Annotated in this window: 16 protein-coding genes; all 16 read right to left on the bottom strand. The window is 35.1% G+C overall.

Going from position 1 to position 14,443, the window contains the following annotated elements; all coding sequences use genetic code 11:
• Positions 1-8 precede the first annotated feature (8 nt).
• The 16 genes from JO950_RS01890 to JO950_RS01815 all read right to left on the bottom strand — a co-directional run bounded on the left by JO950_RS01890 (position 9) and on the right by JO950_RS01815 (position 14,318).
• The gene (locus JO950_RS01890; RefSeq protein ID WP_202700812.1) at positions 9-1,328 is read right to left on the bottom strand and encodes a TolC family protein; all 1,320 of its coding nucleotides are present in this window, start codon (positions 1,326-1,328) and stop codon (positions 9-11) included.
• Positions 1,318-1,947 (bottom strand): TetR/AcrR family transcriptional regulator, encoded by a 630-nt coding sequence (locus tag JO950_RS01885; protein ID WP_202700811.1) that lies wholly within the window; start codon positions 1,945-1,947, stop codon positions 1,318-1,320. The genes JO950_RS01890 and JO950_RS01885 overlap by 11 nt, the downstream gene beginning before the upstream one ends.
• Before the next feature lie 291 nt (positions 1,948-2,238).
• Entirely contained in the window at positions 2,239-3,000 is a 762-nt protein-coding gene (gene trpA / locus JO950_RS01880) for a tryptophan synthase subunit alpha (protein WP_202700810.1), read from the bottom strand.
• A gap of 94 nt (positions 3,001-3,094) precedes the next feature.
• Positions 3,095-3,832 carry a carbon-nitrogen hydrolase family protein gene (locus JO950_RS01875; RefSeq protein WP_202700809.1) on the bottom strand — a complete coding sequence of 246 codons (738 nt, stop codon included), beginning with the start codon at positions 3,830-3,832 and terminating at the stop codon, positions 3,095-3,097.
• A 9-nt stretch (positions 3,833-3,841) separates the two neighbouring features.
• The gene (locus tag JO950_RS01870; protein ID WP_202700808.1) at positions 3,842-4,162 is read right to left on the bottom strand and encodes a gamma-glutamylcyclotransferase family protein; all 321 of its coding nucleotides are present in this window, start codon (positions 4,160-4,162) and stop codon (positions 3,842-3,844) included.
• A gap of 13 nt (positions 4,163-4,175) precedes the next feature.
• Entirely contained in the window at positions 4,176-5,357 is a 1,182-nt protein-coding gene (trpB, locus tag JO950_RS01865) for a tryptophan synthase subunit beta (RefSeq protein ID WP_202700807.1), read from the bottom strand.
• A complete protein-coding gene (locus JO950_RS01860) occupies positions 5,347-6,009 on the bottom strand; it encodes a phosphoribosylanthranilate isomerase (RefSeq protein ID WP_202700806.1) in 663 nt (220 codons plus the stop codon). Before JO950_RS01860 ends, trpB begins: the two co-directional genes overlap by 11 nt.
• A 174-nt stretch (positions 6,010-6,183) precedes the next feature.
• Positions 6,184-6,963 carry an indole-3-glycerol phosphate synthase TrpC gene (gene trpC / locus JO950_RS01855; RefSeq protein WP_202700805.1) on the bottom strand — a complete coding sequence of 260 codons (780 nt, stop codon included), beginning with the start codon at positions 6,961-6,963 and terminating at the stop codon, positions 6,184-6,186.
• Between the two features lie 84 nt (positions 6,964-7,047).
• Complete coding sequence (gene trpD, locus JO950_RS01850) at positions 7,048-8,040, bottom strand: anthranilate phosphoribosyltransferase (RefSeq protein ID WP_202700804.1); 993 nt, start codon at positions 8,038-8,040, stop codon at positions 7,048-7,050.
• 150 nt (positions 8,041-8,190) lie between these two features.
• Positions 8,191-8,757, bottom strand: a complete 567-nt coding sequence (locus JO950_RS01845) for an aminodeoxychorismate/anthranilate synthase component II (RefSeq protein ID WP_202700803.1) — start codon at positions 8,755-8,757, stop codon at positions 8,191-8,193.
• An 82-nt stretch (positions 8,758-8,839) separates the two neighbouring features.
• Positions 8,840-9,289: a hypothetical protein gene (locus JO950_RS01840; protein ID WP_202700802.1), complete on the bottom strand. Its 450-nt coding sequence runs from the start codon at positions 9,287-9,289 to the stop codon at positions 8,840-8,842.
• Between the two features lie 144 nt (positions 9,290-9,433).
• Positions 9,434-10,834 (bottom strand): anthranilate synthase component I family protein, encoded by a 1,401-nt coding sequence (locus JO950_RS01835; protein WP_202700801.1) that lies wholly within the window; start codon positions 10,832-10,834, stop codon positions 9,434-9,436.
• Positions 10,835-11,134: 300 nt separating this feature from the next.
• The gene (locus JO950_RS01830) at positions 11,135-12,415 is read right to left on the bottom strand and encodes a hypothetical protein (RefSeq protein ID WP_202700800.1); all 1,281 of its coding nucleotides are present in this window, start codon (positions 12,413-12,415) and stop codon (positions 11,135-11,137) included.
• A 207-nt stretch (positions 12,416-12,622) separates the two neighbouring features.
• The gene (locus JO950_RS01825; RefSeq protein WP_202700799.1) at positions 12,623-13,189 is read right to left on the bottom strand and encodes a YceI family protein; all 567 of its coding nucleotides are present in this window, start codon (positions 13,187-13,189) and stop codon (positions 12,623-12,625) included.
• 30 nt (positions 13,190-13,219) lie between these two features.
• On the bottom strand, positions 13,220-13,852 hold the full coding sequence (locus tag JO950_RS01820) for an NAD(P)H-dependent oxidoreductase (protein ID WP_202700798.1): 633 nt from the start codon (positions 13,850-13,852) through the stop codon (positions 13,220-13,222).
• A gap of 4 nt (positions 13,853-13,856) precedes the next feature.
• Positions 13,857-14,318, bottom strand: coding sequence for a MarR family winged helix-turn-helix transcriptional regulator (locus JO950_RS01815; RefSeq protein WP_017495265.1), 462 nt, complete (start codon positions 14,316-14,318; stop codon positions 13,857-13,859).
• Positions 14,319-14,443 lie beyond the last annotated feature (125 nt).

Genomic DNA, 14,443 nt, shown 5'->3' with positions numbered 1-14,443 from the left:
GCTGTCGATTATATTTTAGAAAGATTGAATGATTGTGATAATTGTCCGGATACCGAAAGTAATTCGTAATATTTTTGAATGATAGTAGCTTTTGATAATGCGGTATTTATTTTAGCGCTTAATTGTTCAACGTCAGCTTCAACCAAATCATTAGTATCTGATAAACCATTGTCAAACTTATCTTTTACAAGTCTGTAATTTTCACTTGCCTGTTGAAGAGCTTCATCGTAAACCACACTTTGATTTATAGCCAAATCATAATCTTCAATTGATTTTTGAACTTCAATTTTAATACGGTCCGTCATTACAGCCTCACTATTTTTAACTTCCAGAGCTTTGCTTTCCGCTACTCGTACATGGGCACTGTTTTTGTAAATTCCGGATAAGTCATAAGTTAAACCTAATCCAAAGTTCATAGCATATCTCACCGTTATGATGTCTTTAAGGTCCAGTGCCGTATAACCGCCAAGTAAGGCTAATGTAGGATAATAGGCAGCCTTTGCTACTTTGATATTTGACTCAGTAGCTTTTTGCTGCAAACGAATTGCTTCTAAATCTTTTCTGTTTTCAAGAGCTATTGCATCTGATGTTGGTGCATTGCTTGTTTTTAAGTTGAAAAAATCAGCTTCATTAACCTGCAGTTTTGTGTTAGGGTCTAACTTTAATAAAGTCGTTAGATAGAAGTTGATATTGTTAAGATTGTTAGTGGCTTCATCAATAGATAATTGTGTTTTTGAAACCAGTAATTGAGACTTTAATAAATCATTTCTTGGAATAATTCCATTCTTCTCCAATTCTGTAAAATCAGTAACACGTTGTTTCGCACTTTTTTGATTTTCATTTAAAACATCCAATGTTTTTTGAGCTTTGTACAAAGCAGTGTAATAGGTAATTACTTTTAAAGCAACATCCTCTTTCGTTTTGGCAGCAGTAGCATTTTCCGCTTCGTACAAGTTATCGTAGGCTTCAATACTATTCTGAATTTTGAATCCTGAAAATAAAGGAAGACTCAAAGTTGCCATTCCAAACATTGCTCTGTCCGGAGATGCGATAGATGCATTTTCACTTTGATTTGGCATAGTAATCGATGCCTTTGTAAGACGTTGGTATTGACCGGAAATTTTAATATCCGGGTATTGATTGTCTTTTACGCTTTTTAATTCGTATTTTTTTGTGTTTACCTTAGAGTTGGCAAGTGTAACTTCGTTACTTTTTTCCCAAGCCATTTTTACGGCCTCGCCTAAGGTTAAACTTGTTTTCTCTTGTGCTTCTATTGACGAAATTCCGATGAAGAAAACCCCAAAGAGCATTAATTGACTAATTTTCATAAACAAGTAGCGCTTTTATAGTTTGTTGAATGTGCTTTGTAAGACTGGTTTTGATGTACTCGTTGTACATCTCTTCTGTTTTTAAATTTAATAGTTCCTCAAAAAAAGGCCTATTCATGTGAAAGTGAAAAAAGGTTCCAATGATGGTAGGAGTAATGAGTGGAATAATTACATCTTTTCTAAAAACTCCTTTAGACTGCCCCTGTGCAATAATACTCTCAACCGATTTTAAATTTCCTTTTTTAAGTTCTGTGAAGGCGATCATACTTTTCTCTCTTTTTTTAGAGTTAAGTTCAAAGTGTAAAACTCTGAAAATCCCTTTGTTACAGCTTATTCTCGTAATGTAAATTTCGATTAATTTATTGACTTTATCGAGAGGTTCAATATTTTCCTGTAATAAATTTTCAAGTTGAAGCTTTAAATCGGCAGTTTTGTAAATAATAAGGGCTTCCAGTAGTCTTTCTTTAGAGCCAAAGTAATACGAAACCATTGCAATATTAATTTTTGCATGTTTGGAGATATCCCGTATCGAAGTCCCTTCAAATCCTTTTTCTGAGAATAGCTTTTCAGCAACTTCCAGAATTTGAATTTTTTTATCGTTTAATTCTAAGTTTAACATGGTATTGTTTCTAATCGGGTACAAAATTAAACAAGCGTTTAAATTAAACAGTTGTTTAATTTTATTTTAACAAAATATTAACACTTTTTAAGCGTGATAATTTTGCACAAAAAAAGCTGAAAACAGACCTGTTTTCAGCTTTTAATGGTTTTTTGTCATTTCGACCGAAGGGAGAAATCGCATAAGAAATTCCTCCTGCATAATAGTCAATCTTTGTCGAATTACGAGTGTGATTTCGACGGAGGAGAAATGACAAACTAGACAGTATTATATATTTAGTAGAAAAATTAATTATCTAATCTCTCCAACAAATTCTCTAATTTTTCCAGAACCGTTTTCACTTAAATGTTTGATAAACGCACTTCCGATAATAGCCCCTTTGGCATATTTAGTAGCCTGATCAAATGTTTCTTTGTTTGAAATTCCAAAACCTACAATTTGTGGGTTTTTAAGATTCATTTGGGCAATTCTTTCGAAATAACTTTCCTGAGTATTTCCGAAACCGGCCTGAGAACCCGTTACGCTGGCTGAACTCACCATATAAATGAATCCATTTGAAACGCTGTCGATAAAATGTATACGCTCTTCTGACGTTTGAGGGGTAATCAGGAAAACATTGATTAAACCGTATTTTTCGAAAATTGCTTTGTATTCGTCTGCGTAAACATCAACAGGTAAATCCGGAATAATTAAGCCGTCGATACCAATTTCGGCACATTTTTTACAAAATTCTTCGATTCCGTATTGCAGCATCGGGTTGAAGTACCCCATAATAATTAACGGAATTTTTACGCTTTCGCGGATGTTTTTCAACTGATCAAAAAGAATTTGGGTAGTCATTCCATTGTGAAGTGCCTGTGTTGAACTCGCCTGAATGGTTGGACCATCAGCCAAAGGATCACTAAAAGGCAAGCCAATTTCGATTAAATCAACACCATTTTTTTCTAAATCCTGAATGATGGGAACGGTATCATTCAAATTGGGATATCCCGCTGAGAAATAAATAGAAAGAATCTTTTTATCTTCTTGTAATTTTTGAGTTATTCTGTTCATTTTATTATGTTTTTTGTGCCACAGATTAAAAGGATTTCAACCATTTTTTTAATAGTTTAATCTGTTAAAATCTTTGAAATCTGTGGCATTATTTTTATTTTTTTAAAATCTTACTTGTCCAATCCTCATTTAGTTTTTCGACTAATAATATTCCCGAATCTGTATCGTTCATCTGCCCAATAAGCTCACCTTTATTATTCCAGAAAGCACTTTGTCCGGCTGATGGTGATCCCCACGATTCTCCGCTGAAATTAGACATCAGCACATTCAATTGATGTTTCTCGGCATAACTTTGTAAATGCCTGTAAGCATTTGGAATCCCGTTTGGCGAAAAGAAAATACTGGCAATATAAATATTTGCTTCTCTCTTACATGCATTTTGCGGATGCAGCGGATGGTCAATATCAGCACAAATAGCAAATGAAATTTTCTGATTTTCAATTTCAATCATCGGATTATAATCAAACGAAGATTGAAAAAAATCGTCTTCTCCTTCATGCAAAAATTGCTTGGTGTATATCGAAACAGAATTGTCCGGAGCAATAATAAATTCGCCGATAAATAATTTTGTTTCAATTTGGATTGGTGCTCCTGCAATGATGACGATATTATTTTCTATGGCTAATTTTCTTAAACGATCTAATCTCGAATCGTCTTTTTGAAACGCTAGTTTTTGAGCGCACTCTCTTTCGTAACCCGTGATTGACATTTCAGGAAATGCAATTAATTTTGCTCCATTCTGAACGGCTAGTTCAACAAGACGATAGTGCTCTAATAAGTTGGAATCAATATCCCCGCGGAGTGGTTTTGTTTGTGCTGCTGCCAGAATCATGGTATAGAATTATTTGTTTTCGATATAAATCCAGGCAACTGTTCCGGAATTCAAGGTTACCTGAACTCTTTTATACGCATTAGATTCGAATAGATCTACTTTGGCTAAATCGGCATTTGTGACGTCAAAAACAACACCGTGTATAGGGTCCGTAGAGGATGCGCTTGGTACAACTACAACATAATCTGCCATTCCAAATTCTTCTTCGATTTGCAGACTTTTTAGTTTGTGACCATGAAGCTGATCTCGGGTTCCGATTAACACCTTGTTAAAAAGGCGCATCTGAATTTCTTTTGATCGCAATGTTCCGTAAGAGAATAACTTTTCCATAGTTGCTATCTTATTACAATTTAAAATAATCAATATAATTGTCTAAATCCTTATCTCCACGACCGGAAAGACTGATCACTACAATATCGCTTGGCTTGAATTTCTTCTGATCTAAAACAGCAAAAGCATGTGCACTTTCAATTGCCGGAATAATTCCTTCCAGTTTGGTAAGCTGTAAACCTGCGTTCATTGCATCATCATCAGTTACAGAAAAGAATTCCCCGCGACCGGTTTGCGCCAGATGGGCATGCATAGGACCAACTCCGGGATAATCAAGACCGGCAGAAATAGAATACGGTTCGGTGATTTGTCCGTCCGGAGTTTGCATTAAAAGGGTTTTACAGCCGTGAATAATTCCCATTTTCCCTAATTTACTGGTGGCGGCGCTATGACCGCTGTCTACACCTTTTCCGGCAGCTTCTACGGCAATAATTCCCACTTCAGGTTCGTGTAGAAAGTGATAATAAGTTCCGGCCGCATTACTTCCTCCACCAATACAAGCTACTACATAATCAGGATTTTCACGTCCTTCTTTTGCTTTTAACTGCCATTTGATTTCTTCTGAAATAACACTTTGAAAACGGGTAACCATATCGGGATAGGGGTGTGGTCCAATTGCTGAACCTATGATATAATGTGTATCTACGGGATTGTTAATCCAATCACGAATCGCCTCATTGGTAGCATCTTTTAATGTTTTGGAGCCTGAAAGTGCCGGACGAACTTCGGCGCCTAACATTTTCATACGTGCCACGTTTGGTGCCTGACGTGCGATGTCAATTTCACCCATATACACGATACATTCCATTCCCATTAAAGCACATACTGTAGCGGTTGCCACACCATGCTGACCGGCACCAGTTTCGGCGATAATTCTTTTTTTACCCAAGCGTTTGGCAACCAGAATTTGTCCAATAGTATTATTGACTTTATGTGCCCCGGTATGATTTAAATCTTCTCTTTTCAGATATATCTTAGTATTGTACTTCTCCGACAAACGTTTTGCAAAATAAAGCGGACTAGGACGACCTACATAATCTCTTAGTAATTGGTCAAATTCTGCTTTAAAATCTGGTTCGCTTGTTATTTTTAGATAATTCTGACGTAATTCTTCTACATTCGGATAAAGCATTTCGGGTATATAGGCGCCTCCAAACTCTCCGTAATATCCTTTTTCGTTAACATTATAATTCATTGTATAGTTGTTTTGGGTTTAAAGTAGCAGGTTTTAGATTTTTCTGAAACTTTCTTAATAGACTTATATTTTTTAATCCTGGTTCTGTCTCAAATTTACTGTTTACGTCGATAGCGTAAATAGGCACTTTGAGGTTCTTTATCGCAGGTATTTCTTCAATTCCGATGCCACCGCTCAAAAAGATTGGTTTCTCAGATTTATAATTTTCCAGTATTTTCCAGTCAAAAGTGGTTCCGTTTCCGCCCGGTAATTTTCCTTTTGTATCAAACAGAAAATAATCGCAAACCTTTTCAAAAGGTGCCAGAATTTCAAAATCAAAATGTTCATCTATCGAGAATGTTTTTATGATTTCAATAGTCACATCAATTTTGGCATCGATCTTAGCTCTCAGTTCCTGGCAAAATTCTACGGTTTCCTTTCCATGTAACTGAACGGCCTGTAAATGATACTTGTCTGCTGTTGATAATACGTTATCAACCGTTTCATCTACAAAAACACCAGTTTTCTTGATGGTATGAATCAATTCCGGAATCGTTCCGTCAAAATAACGTGCGGATTTTTTCCAGAAAATAAATCCCATATAATCGGGCAGGAGTGCTCCTGTTTCGAGTATATTGTCGGGATATTTCATGCCGCATATTTTTAGTTTCATTTTTTTTTATTTTTATGCTTTAAGCAATAGGCATTAAGCTATAAGCTTTTGTTTCATGCCGTATTATTTTTTATCGATTGGTTAGAGTTTAAGCAGTAAGCTTTAGGCTAAATTAGTAATGTTAAGAAAGTTTTTCGGTTTTCAGCTTACGGCTTAAAGCTTACAGCCTACAGCCTACAGCTGTCTAATAAATTCAGTTGCTGCCTGACCGGCATTATCTGTTTTCATAAAGTTTTCTCCGATTAGGAAACCACTGTAACCATAGGGTCTTAATTCCGAAATGGCTTCAATAGATGAAATTCCGCTTTCTGAAACTTTTACAAAATCATTCGGGATTTGAGCGGCCAGTTGTTTGCTGAAATCCAGACTTACTTCAAAGGTTTTCAGATTTCTGTTGTTCACGCCAATCATATCTAAACTCGGCATTATAGATTTCTCTAATTCTTCCTGATTGTGTACTTCCAGTAAAACTTCTAACCCTAATTGTTTGGCAAATTCCGATAAGGATTTGATTTCTTCGCGGGTTAAAACGGCTGCAATCAGTAAAATTAAATCGGCTCCGTATGCTTTGGCTTCTAAAATCTGATATTCATCGACGATAAATTCTTTTCGCAAAAGCGGAATATTTACACTTGCTCTTGCCAGAAGTAAATCGTCTAATGAACCGCCAAAGTATTTTCCATCAGTTAAAACTGAAATTCCACAGGCGCCTGCATTCTCATATCCTTTAACAACTTCTTCTACTGTGAAGCTATGATTGATTACAGATTTAGACGGCGAACGGCGTTTGTGCTCTGCAATTATTCCTGTCGAACTTGTCTTCAGTTTTTGACTTAAAGAAATCGTTCCTCTTCCAAAAAATACAGAAGCTTCCAATTGTGAAACGGGAATGATTGATTTTTTCAGAACGACTTCTCGTTTTTTATCTACAATTATTTTATCTAAAATGTTCATTGTTTTATTGGTTTCAGGTTTCAGGTTTCAAGTTCCCGGTTTCAATAACTTGAAACCTGAAACAAAAAAACTTGAAACTATTTTTTACTTACTTAGTTCTTGTAATTTTTTAAGCACTTGATGCCCTTTTCCGGAAAACAAACTTTCTTTGGCCTGCTTAAAACCTTCCTGAGGAGAGCATTTGGTTACGGTTGAAATGGCCATTGCGGCATTTGCACAAACCACATTATTCTGAGCCTCACTTCCTTTTCCGGAAATAATACTCACAAACATATCGGCTGATTCTTCGATGGTTCTTCCTCCCTCAATTTCTCTTTGCGATAAAAGGCGAACGTTGAAATCCTCGGGTTTCAACATGCCTTCCATATCGCTTGTAATGATTTTTGTCGGACCGGTTAACGAGATTTCATCGTAACCGTCAAGCGAATGCAGGATGGTAAAATTAACATCGGTGTTTTGATATAAATAAGCATACATTCTCGCCAATTCTAAATTGAAAACACCAACTAATTGATTTTTAGGGAAAGATGGATTTACCATTGGACCTAACATGTTAAAAAATGTTTTTACCGCTAGTTCTTTTCGGATTGGCCCTACATTTTTCATAGCAGGGTGAAATAAAGGAGCGTGTAAAACACAAATTCCTGTCTGATCAATGCATTTTTCTAAAAATGACGGATCGTTGCTGAATTTTATTCCCATTTTTTCCATCACGTTGCTTGATCCCGAAATAGAGGAGACCCCATAATTTCCATGTTTTGCTACCTTTATTCCTGCTCCGGCAGCTACGAATGAAGCTAAAGTCGAAATGTTGAAAGTATCTTTTCCGTCACCACCCGTTCCGCACAAATCAATAGCGTTGTAGGCCGATAAATCCACACGAATGCACAATTCTAATAAAGCTTCTCGAAATCCGGAAAGTTCATCAATGGTAATGCTTCGCATCATAAATACAGTCAAAAATGCCGAAATTTGACTTGGGTTGTAAGCCCCGCTTGAGATGTTGATCAACACGTCTTTGGCTTCCTCTTTCGAAAGTACTTCGTGATTGATTAATTTATTTAGTATGTTTTTCATTTTTTTTTAAGTCTTAAAGTCTAAAGTCGAAGGTCATAAAGTCTTCAAAATTTGATGTTTTTTCTGGAATTGATTGCTGTTTTAAGTTTTAATAGGAAAGGTGAAGTTTTTGACTTTGGGACTTTCGACTTTAAAACTTTTGACTAATGTCTAACTCTTAATCCAATTCTCTAAAATCCTTTTTCCTTTTGGTGTCAGAACACTTTCCGGATGAAATTGTACACCTCTTACATCAAAAGTTTTGTGTCTTAAAGACATGATTTGTCCGTTTTCATCAATTGAAGTGGCTTCAAGAACATCGGGCAAGTTGGCATCAACAACCCAGGAATGGTAGCGACCAACTTCGAATTCGTTACCCAAACCTTCGAACAAAATTTCGTCTGAAACTACTGTTTTTACATTTGTAGCAACACCATGATATACCTTGTCCAGGTTTGAAAGTGTTCCTCCGAAAACTTCTCCGATAGCCTGTTGTCCTAAACAAACGCCTAAAATACTTTTTGTTGGAGCATATTTCTGAATCACCGCTTTTAATAACCCTGCTTCATCCGGTATGCCGGGACCTGGTGAAAGTAGTATTTTTTCAAAAGATGCAATTTCATCAATATCAAACTCATCGTTTCTGTATACCGTAACTTCACAGTTTAAATCTTCCAGATAGTGTACTAAATTATAAGTGAAACTATCGTAATTGTCTATAACTAATATTTTTTTCATTTTTTTAAGGTTCTAAGTTGCTAAGGTTCTGAGGTGCTAAGTTTTCTGAGACTGAATACTGTGACTGGCAACTGATTTCTGTTTATTTCTCCCGAACGTACTTTTCAGTGATAATACGATCGATTCCTAATTTTTCTAATTTTTCGATTCCCTTTTGAATCAGAGTATCGTTTTTAATTTTTACAACAAACTCAAACTTATTGTTTTCCCATTGACGGTTATTGAAGTATTCCAGATTTTCGGTATAAATACTGTCTTTTAAAGTATATTTTCCACCTCCGCCAAAGAAAACCGCATTCGTTGAATCCTTACCGCTATTTAAATCATGATTAAAAAAAGCAAAATGGCTATCATTTATAATTTTAATCATTTTTGTTTTCGGATTGAAAGTTGAGAACGTAGAATCTTTTTCGGTGGTTTCAGCTGATATCAGACGCCAGGTTCCGCTTAAAGGAAGTGTGTTTGATTCTTTTTTAGCTTCACAGGAAGTAAATAATACAATGGCAATCAAAAATGGAATAATGTTCTTCATCGTTTTTTTTAGGTTGGTTTTATGGTTGTTTTTTTAGTTTTGTTTCAAGCTTCAGGTTCTTTTTGTTTCAGGTTCTTTTTGTTTCAAGTTTTAAGTTTCAAGTTTCACGTTGTTGTAACGCAGACAAACCTGAAACAAAATGACTTATATTTTCTCTGCCATCTCTAAGGCTGTATTCAAGGCTCTTAGTTTGTTGTAAACTTCCTGCATTTCACTTTCTTCATCAGAACTGGCAACAATTCCGGCACCAGCCTGGCAGTGTAATTGGTGGTTTTTACTCAGGAAAGTTCGAATCATAATAGCGTGATTGAAATTACCTTCAAAATCCATGAACCCAATGGCTCCTCCGTAGAAATTACGATTTGTTTTTTCATAATCTTCGATCAGTTGCATGGCTCTGTGTTTTGGAGCTCCACTTAAAGTTCCTGCCGGGAAAGTATCGGCTACCACCTGCATAGTGGTTGCTTTTTCATGTAAATAACCGGTTACTTTGGAAACCAAATGAATTACATGCGAGAAAAACTGAACTTCTCTGTATTTTTCAACATTTACATCATGTCCATTTCGGCTTAAATCATTTCTGGCCAAATCGACAAGCATCACGTGTTCACTGTTCTCCTTTTTATCTTCTGATAGTTGTTTGGCTAAAACAGCGTCCTGTTCGTCATTTCCGGTTCTTTTGAAAGTTCCGGCTATAGGATGAATTTCGGCTTTTCTGTTTTTTACAATTATTTGTGCCTCAGGTGAAGACCCAAATATTTTGAAATCACCATAATCGAAGAAGAATAAGTACGGAGAAGGATTTATACTTCGTAAAGCTCGATATACGTTGAATTCATCGCCTTTGAAACCTTGGGTAAAACGACGTGAAAGTACCAGTTGAAAAACATCTCCACGGAAGCAGTGTTTTTTGGCTAAAGCTACATTGTGTTTGAATTCGTCATCGGTTAAATTAGAGAAACCTTCGCCTTCCTTGCTGAATTTGTAAGATGCTATATTTCTCGATTGTAATAATTGTTCGATCTCCGAAATATTATTTCTTCCATCAACACTATGACAAAAAATGTACGCTTCGTTTTTAAAGTGATTGATGGCAATGATGTTTTGATAAACAGCATAAAATACATCAGGAATTGAGGTAGCTCTGTCTTTTTTGGCAATCGAAACTTTTTCAAAATAACGAACAGCATCGTAAGAAATGTATCCAAATAAACCATTATTGATAAATTTAAAATCATTTTTCTCTGATTGGAATTGGCTCGAAAATTCCTGAATAATTTCCGGAATATTCGTTGAACTGTCGATAGTGATTCGTTCTTTCGTTCCGTCAGGAAAAGTTTTTGAAATGATTTCGTTCTCAATTTTAATGGTTGCAATAGGGTTGCAGCAGATGTAAGAGAAACTATTATCATTTCCATGATAATCACTACTTTCCAATAGTAAGCTATTTGGGAATTTGTCTCTGATTTTAAAATAAACACTTACCGGTGTAATGGTGTCTGCCAGAATTTGTTTGTAGTGTGTGTTGAGTGTAAATGGTTTCAAAGTTTTTCGTTTTTTTATTTTTAATAGATTTTCTTATCAGAGTTCAGACCAAAAAAAAAGGCTTGTCGTGATGACAAGCCTTTTATATTTATAGTTTTATAATACCATAGGAAGCTTTGTTCACGACGTTTCACGTAAATTCTTCCACCACCAAGTATTGTTCATTATTGTTTTCATATCTTATATTGATTTCACAAATATATAAATGTAATTTGAATTACAAGGTATAAAAAGTAAAAAAAAACTTCTTTAAATTTTAAAATTTGTTAAATTTTGTTCTTGTAAGGTTGTTTTAAGGTCTTAGTTGCCAATGGCTATGGTATTGTTTACGTTCATCCTAAAGTCCGGACTTCCTTTGATATTTGGTGTTGTAAACAATTCGCTGTTTTTGATTTTAGTAAAGTTAATGTCAAAAATGGGATTGTTGTAATAATTTTCAATTGCAGTATTTGCTCCGCCGGCTTCGCTTGTGATTCCACCATTACAGTTATTGACGATTAAGTTTTTGAAGGTAATTTTTCCCAAATTAACTTCGCCGTTTCCAATATTTCCTTCCAGTAGAACAAAAGGTGTAAATCCGGAAACAATACTGTTCGTAAAATTAAAAAAAGTATTTTCTCTCACATAGACTGATTCTCTCACAAGTCCCTGATTATTTTCTTCCAGATTTATAAGTGTAATGTTACTGGCGTTTATTTTAGTTAATTTTTTGCTCATGTCTGTATTTCCGATTTTGTCATAAGAATCAACTTCGAAACATCTTGAGCCTGAAATATCCGATGAAAAGGGATGACGAATGGCAATACTGTTATTGATGTTGATTTGTGCACCCTGAGTAAAATCAAAATCATCATCGGTAGTTCGATAAGAAACCAGATTATTCAGGTTTAAATCTCCTCCGTAACATTCGAAAGAGTCATCATTAGAGTAACTGATCTGAATGTTGCTTAAAATTGTTTTTTTTCCTACTCCGGCAAGCGAAAGTCCATTAAGTTCTTTGGCAGCACTTAGTTTTCGTCCGGAATATTCAATTCGAATATATTTTAAAACTCCCGAGTTGTCTTCGGCATCCTGACCGCCATAGTGGTTTAGCATTGGTTCGAGATCAAAAGGTAAAGTATGTACTCCTCCAAGTGTATTGATTGGTGCTTTTCCCAAAATGATAATTCCACCCCAGTCTCCCGGTTTTCTTTGGGTCGTTTCTTTATTGGATGTAAAAACAATAGGGTCTGTTTCTAAACCTTCGGCTACAATTTTGGATCCGTTTGTAATTACCAAAGTTCCACATGTTTTATCGTCGCCTCTTATTACAGTTCCCGGTTCGATAGATAATACGGCATTGTTGGTGACGTAAACAACTCCAACTAACTGATACGTATTGCGTTTAAGGAGTTTGGTGTCTTTGTTAATAGTTCCTGCAATAATGTTTGTGGCTTCGCTATATTCGGTATTGGCAGGTTTAAAATTGGTCCAGTTGTTCATCCAGTTTGAGGTACCAATAATACCTTTAGGCTGTTGTTGTGCCTGTAGAAAAAAAGTACTAAGAACCGTGACAACTATAAGATGTATTTTTGCTTTCATAACTATGATTTTGATTTCCAGTTTTTGATTTTTAATAAGTTCAAAAGTAGAAGGCCAATGTTAATCAAAGTCCAGTATGGTATTACGAAAGCGTTAGGGGAGTATTAAGAATGTTATTTTTTTGGGAAAAATATAAAAATAAACCCCAATAGTGTTAAACTATTGGGGTTTTTCTTATAAAATAAGGAATTGCTGATTTTTATGCTATTAGAATTTTAAAGCTACAGTCAATTCAAATTCGTCATTGATAGTTTTGTCTCCTAAGTTTTGGAAGAAATTACCAGAGTTGTATTTGATATCGTATTTAGTTCTGTCTACTTTGAAAGCTGTTGTAGCAGTATTTCCTTTTACAGCGATATCAAAAGTTACAGGTTTAGTGATTCCTTTTATAGTTAAATCAGCAGTTACAGTGTATACATCAGTTGATTTTGCTCCGATAGTTTTGAAAACTAATTTTGCAGTTGGGAATTTGTCAGTTCCAAAGAAATCGTCAGCTTTTAAGTGACCGTTTAATTTTCCTTGGTATTCTCCGGTGATATCAGTTGCTGTTAATGAAGTCATATCAACAGTGAAGCTACCACCTGTTAATTTTTTTCCTTTGAAAACTACTGCACCTTCTTTGAAGTTTACAGTTCCTGAGTGCTCTCCGGTTACTTTTTTACCTACCCATTTGATAGTACTTGCTTTTACATCGATTTTTTTAGTTTGTGCGTTTACTGAAAGTCCAGCTACTGCTACGAATAATGCTATTGCAATTGTCTTTAAATTTTTCATTTTGTTAAAATTGATTTTGATTAATAATAATTATATAGTGATAAATAAATCCTCGTTTGATTTTCTAACTTTTTTGTAGTGCTGAGTTTCGTCCTCATCATGTCTGTATCCTACAGTTGCGATAACAGAAGTGTTTAATCCTAATTTGTCAAAACCTAAGATTTCATTAAATGCAGCAGCATTAAATCCTTCCATTGGAGTCGCATCGATTTTTAATTCAGAAGCAGCACTCAATAAAGTACCTAAAGCGATATAAGTTTGTTTTGCTGTCCAAATATTTTTTGCTTCAACTGAAAGATTTGAAATAGTACCTTTCATCATGTCACTGAATCCGCCTAAAGCGTCAGCAGGAACACCTCTTGTTTCACTGATGGTGTTGATGTAAGCATCTACAGAATCTGCTCCAAGATTTAAGTCGTTGGCGAAAATAAATATTTGAGAAGCATCTGTAATTTGCGTCTGTCCGTAAGCAGCAGCTTTTAATTTTTCTCTGATTTCCGGATTTTCAACAATAATAACTTTGTAGGGTTGTAATCCGTATGAAGAAGCACTTAATCTAACAGCTTCTTTTAAAGTGTTTAAATCTTGTGAAGATATTTTTTTGGTGGCATCAAATTTCTTTGTTGCATATCTCCAGTTTAGATTGTCTAATAATGTACTCATAATTTTAATTTTGTTGGGTTCTGTATTTTTCTAATAATTGGTTTAATAATTCTAATTCTTCCGGACTTATGTTCTTGGCAAACAAACGCTCGTGCTCGTCTACTTTCGGATCTAATTCTTTCAATACATCCAATCCCTTTTGGGTGATTAGAACTTCAATTTTACGTCGATTACCGGGACAAACATTTCTGGTAACGAAATCTTTCAATAATAATTTGTCTACTAATCGGGTCGTGTTGCTCGTTTTGGCCAGCATTCGCTCCTGTATCACACACATATTAGCAGGGTTTCCTTTTTGTCCTCTTAATATACGCAGTACATTGTATTGCTCTCCGGACAGATCATACGGTTTTATCAATTCGTTGAAATGATCCTGAATCACATTTTGCGTGTACATGATATTCAGAATAACTTTTCTCGCATTATCCATCTTAACTGTACTTTTTATAACCTCTTCAATTGTCATAGTCGTAAGTGTATAATTTGTATATACAAATGTATAACTTTTTATATTTGTATATACAAATGTATTGTTAACTTTTTGTTAATTAAAAATAACACTGCTTTTAAACTTTATATACCCTATAGAAC

The organism is Flavobacterium sp. UGB4466 (assembly GCF_903469665.1).
GTDB classification, from domain to species: Bacteria; Bacteroidota; Bacteroidia; order Flavobacteriales; family Flavobacteriaceae; genus Flavobacterium; species Flavobacterium lipolyticum.
This window is presented reverse-complemented; position numbering and strand designations above follow the sequence as displayed.